The sequence below is a fragment of the Sphingobium sp. VMM genome, assembly GCF_056790315.1.
In genome coordinates this window covers 1-3,840 of the sequence record NZ_JBXGSI010000047.1, presented here as the reverse complement: position 1 = coordinate 3,840, position 3,840 = coordinate 1, and the positions used below count along the sequence as shown (strand labels likewise).

The 3,840-nt window shown below is 61.3% G+C and carries 3 protein-coding genes; all 3 read right to left on the bottom strand.

Annotated features, from left to right (window positions below; all coding sequences use genetic code 11):
• Positions 1 to 142 precede the first annotated feature (142 nt).
• Positions 143 to 3,103, bottom strand: a complete 2,961-nt coding sequence (locus ACUCV3_RS27165; protein WP_185706425.1) for a hybrid sensor histidine kinase/response regulator — start codon at positions 3,101 to 3,103, stop codon at positions 143 to 145.
• Positions 3,104 to 3,136: 33 nt separating this feature from the next.
• Complete coding sequence (locus ACUCV3_RS27160; RefSeq protein WP_010336640.1) at positions 3,137 to 3,364, bottom strand: hypothetical protein; 228 nt, start codon at positions 3,362 to 3,364, stop codon at positions 3,137 to 3,139.
• A gap of 28 nt (positions 3,365 to 3,392) precedes the next feature.
• Positions 3,393 to 3,840 (bottom strand): PQQ-dependent sugar dehydrogenase (locus ACUCV3_RS27155; protein ID WP_482241465.1); only part of this gene is annotated, 448 nt, incomplete at its 5' end.

Below are 3,840 nucleotides of genomic sequence, written 5' to 3'. Positions count from 1 at the left end.
TACATGATCCGTCGCGGCCTGAAGCCTTGCCTGAAACTCAGCCGCAAAATCTTGTCAGGCCGACCGCCGGTCGTACCGCAAGATTGACGATCTCTTGATATTGGAGGCGGCGCAGTGCTCGGTCGATTGCCGCCTCGCGGGATCAGGGCAGCATATCGCCAATCCGCTTTGCCAATGCGTCCATCGCGAACGGCTTGGTGACGAGCGCCATATTGGGCGCGAGCTGGCCATTGCCGATGACGGCATTTTCAGCATAGCCGGTAATGAACAGGACCTTGAGATCCGGCAGGAGGCTGAGTGCGGCATCGGCAACCTGTCGACCGTTCATCCCGCCGGGCAAGCCCACATCCGTGATCAGCAGGTCGATTGCCACGCCATTTTGCAACAGCCGCATGGCGCCTGGGCCGTCCATCGCTTCCTGCACATCATAGCCCAGTTCCTGCGCTATCTCGACAACGAGGAGCCGAACCGTGGGCTCATCATCGACCACCAAGATCGTACCGCGTCGTGATTCATTGCTGGCCGCCTGCTCACTCAGCGATGGAATGACTGACGCGTCCTCGCTTTCCTCGTCTTCCATGAAGTGGCGGGGCAGATAGAGGCACATGGTGGTACCCGTCCCGACCTCGCTATAGATCCGCACATGCCCGCCGGACTGACGTGCGAATCCATAGATCATCGATAGGCCAAGGCCAGTGCCTTCGCCCAGCGGCTTGGTCGTGAAAAAGGGATCGAAGGCGCGGGAAATCACCTCGGGCGTCATGCCCGTGCCGGTGTCTGTCACGCAGATCGAGACATATTGGCCCGGTTCCAGATCGCGCTCGCGCGCTGCTGCGTCGTCCAGCCATTTGTTTGCGGTCTCGATCGTGATGCGCCCGCCATCTGGCATCGCATCGCGCGCGTTGATGCAGAGGTTGAGCAGCGCATTTTCAAGCTGATTGGGATCGACCAGGGTGGTCCAGATGCCGGCCTTGCCGACGGTCTCAACCTCGATCTGCGGCCCAACCGTGCGCCGGATGAGTTCTTCCAGATCGAATATCAGCCGATTGGAATTGACCGGTTTGGGATCGAGCGTCTGCCTGCGGGAGAAGGCGAGCAGGCGGTGGGTGAGCGCAGCGGCGCGGCGCACGGCGCCCTGGGCTGCGACAGAATATTTGTCGATCTCGCCGACCCGGCCCTGCGCTATGCGTATCTGCATCATTTCCAGGGCGCCGGAAATACCCGTCAGCAGATTGTTGAAATCATGGGCAAGGCCACCAGTCAGCTGGCCGACCGCTTCCATCTTCTGCGACTGGCGCAGGGCGTCCTCAGCCCTGTCGCGCTCGGCCGTCTTGGTCTCGACCTCCTCGGCAAGCCTGCGGCGATCCTCCTCGAGCTGGCGCTCGATCGCCTTGTGGGCGGACATGTCCTGCATCGCCCCGACCATACGCAGCGGCTCGCCGGCAGGCGTACGCAGAACATAGCCGCGATCAAGCACATCGACATAGCTGCCGTCGCTGCGGGCAAAGCGATATTCGTCGGTCCAGTCAGTCCCCTCGCCATCGATCACCGCGTGAATGCTGTCATTGATCCGCTGCCGGTCATCCGGGTGGATATGGTCCAGCCACCACTCGCCGGTCGGTTCGACATCTTCGAGCCTGTGCCCATAGGCATGCTCAAGGGCGATGTTCCAGGTCACATGATCGTCGCTGAAGTTCCAGTCCCATACCGCATCATTGGTGGCCCGTCCGGCAAGACGCAGCCGCTCCTCCACCTCGCGCAAACTGGCCTGCGCCTGGCGATCGGCCGTGACGTCCTGCACGGTACCGATAAGGCGAATCGGGGCCTGGCCCTCGAACATTGCCAGGCCCTGAGCATGGATATGTCGTTCGATCCCATCCTCGATCCCGACGGTCCGATACTCGGTGTCGAAAATGCCGCTGCCGGCCGGATCGAGCGCGGCGCGCACCGCTGCGTCGGCCCCTTCGCGATCGTCGGGATGCAGGCCCGCCAGAAAGGCGGTTTCATAGCTGACGGGGGCACCGGGATGCAGGCCAAAAAGGGCACGACAGCGATCGTCCCATTCAAGCTGTCCGGTTTGCGGCCAATAGTCGAACTGACCAAGGCGGGCCGCGCGTGTCGCGAGTTCCAGCTTTTCCCGGCTTGTGGCCAGAGCTTCGCGCGAAAGATGCGAGGCCGTTACATCGGTGGCCGTGCCGAACCACTCAAGGATATTGCCGTCATCGTCGAGGATGGGGACGGCGCGGGACGCTGTCCAGCCGATGGTGCCATCAGCCTGACGTACGCGATGCTCCAGCATGAAGGGGGCCCTGGCTTCGATGGCGCGGGCGATCGCGTCCATCACGATGGAATGGTCATCCGTTGGAACATAGAGTTCAAGCCAGCGAACAGATGGTGCTTGCGTGTCGACGAGGAAACCACGTCCGTCGAGGTGGCGCATTTCCTGCCAGTCGGCGCTCATCTGATAGATTGCGTCCGAGGTCGCGCTTACCAATGCGCTGAAACGCGCTTCGCTTTTCTCCAGCCTTGCGCGTTTTTCCTCGATCCTGCGGGCGTCCGTAAACTTCTGCGTCACATCCACCGCGATATCGAGCACGCCGATGATATCGCCTGCGTCGTCGCGCAACGGACTGTAGCAGAAGGTCCACCATGTATCCTCGGCATCACCATTGCGGGTCATGACGAGGTGCATGTCCTCGACCGAAACCGTCTCGCCGCCAAGGGCTCTATCGATCAGGGGCGAGAGCTCGGACCAGATCTCGGGCCAGACATCGCACATCGATTGGCCAAGTGCTGCGGGGTGACGAGCTCCCAAAAAGGGCGCATAGGCATCATTGTAGAGGAATATCTGCGCCTGCCCCCACATGATGAACATCGGAAAATCCGAGGCGAGCGCGAGCTCGACCGTGGTTCGCAGCGAAATTGGCCAGTCGGCCTTGGCTCCCAGTGCCGTTTTTTCCCACGGGAAAGAGGATATCCGTGCTCTGAGCGAATCCGCGTGCGTGGGCGCCGGAGAAAAAATGGAGGCCATGACTTGGGGATAGACGGACTTCGCCATCCTGTCATCGTGCACGACGGCGTTCCTTCCATCCATTTGGCGCATTTAACCTGATATTTCCGCTATTGCTCGACGGCTTCAGTCCTGGGGGGCGGCCGAGCCTGCGCGGTTATCGCTATTAACCTCGTCCGCGCCGGTCTTGTCGGCCCTGAAATAGCCGATCGCAACCACGATGAGCAGAACCGCAATGACGAGCGCGAGGCTTGTCACCAATATGGACCGGGTCACGGTGGTACGCGATCCGCTGCGTGCCTCGACTTTCGACAGATGGGTCACCGTTTCGCCGTCTTCCTGTCGTTTCTCCATTTTCTCTCTCCTTGCCCTTTGCCTCATGTCAGCGACGGGTTGGGGCTATCCGCCAGACGCTGTTGGATAGATCATCGGCGACCAGGAGCGCGCCATGGACCGGATCATAGCTCACGCCCACCGGCCGTCCGCGCGCATGTCCATCCTTGATGAACCCGGTCAGGAAATCCTGGGGCTTACCGGTCGGCCGCCCATTGGCGAAAGGGATGAAGACCACCTTGTAGCCGGCGAGATCCTGCCTGTTCCAGCTGCCATGCTCCCCGACGAAGGCGCCCTGCGCATAGGTGGGGCCAAGACCGGGGCTTGTTACAAAGCTGATACCGAGTGCCGCGACATGGGATCCCAGGGCATAATCGGGCCGGATCGCGCGTCGCACCATATCGGCATTCTGAGGATGCACCCGCGGATCGACATTCTGTCCCCAATAGCTGTAGGGCCAGCCATAAAAGGCCCCGGGGCGAACCGCAGTCATATAA

Bases quoted from the DNA above. Each gene is read 5' to 3' on its own strand.
- ACUCV3_RS27160 (WP_010336640.1), bottom strand. From the start codon at position 3,364: ATGGAGAAACGACAGGAAGACGGCGAAACGGTGACCCATCTGTCGAAA.
- ACUCV3_RS27165 (WP_185706425.1), bottom strand. From the start codon at position 3,103: ATGCGCCAAATGGATGGAAGGAACGCCGTCGTGCACGATGACAGGATG.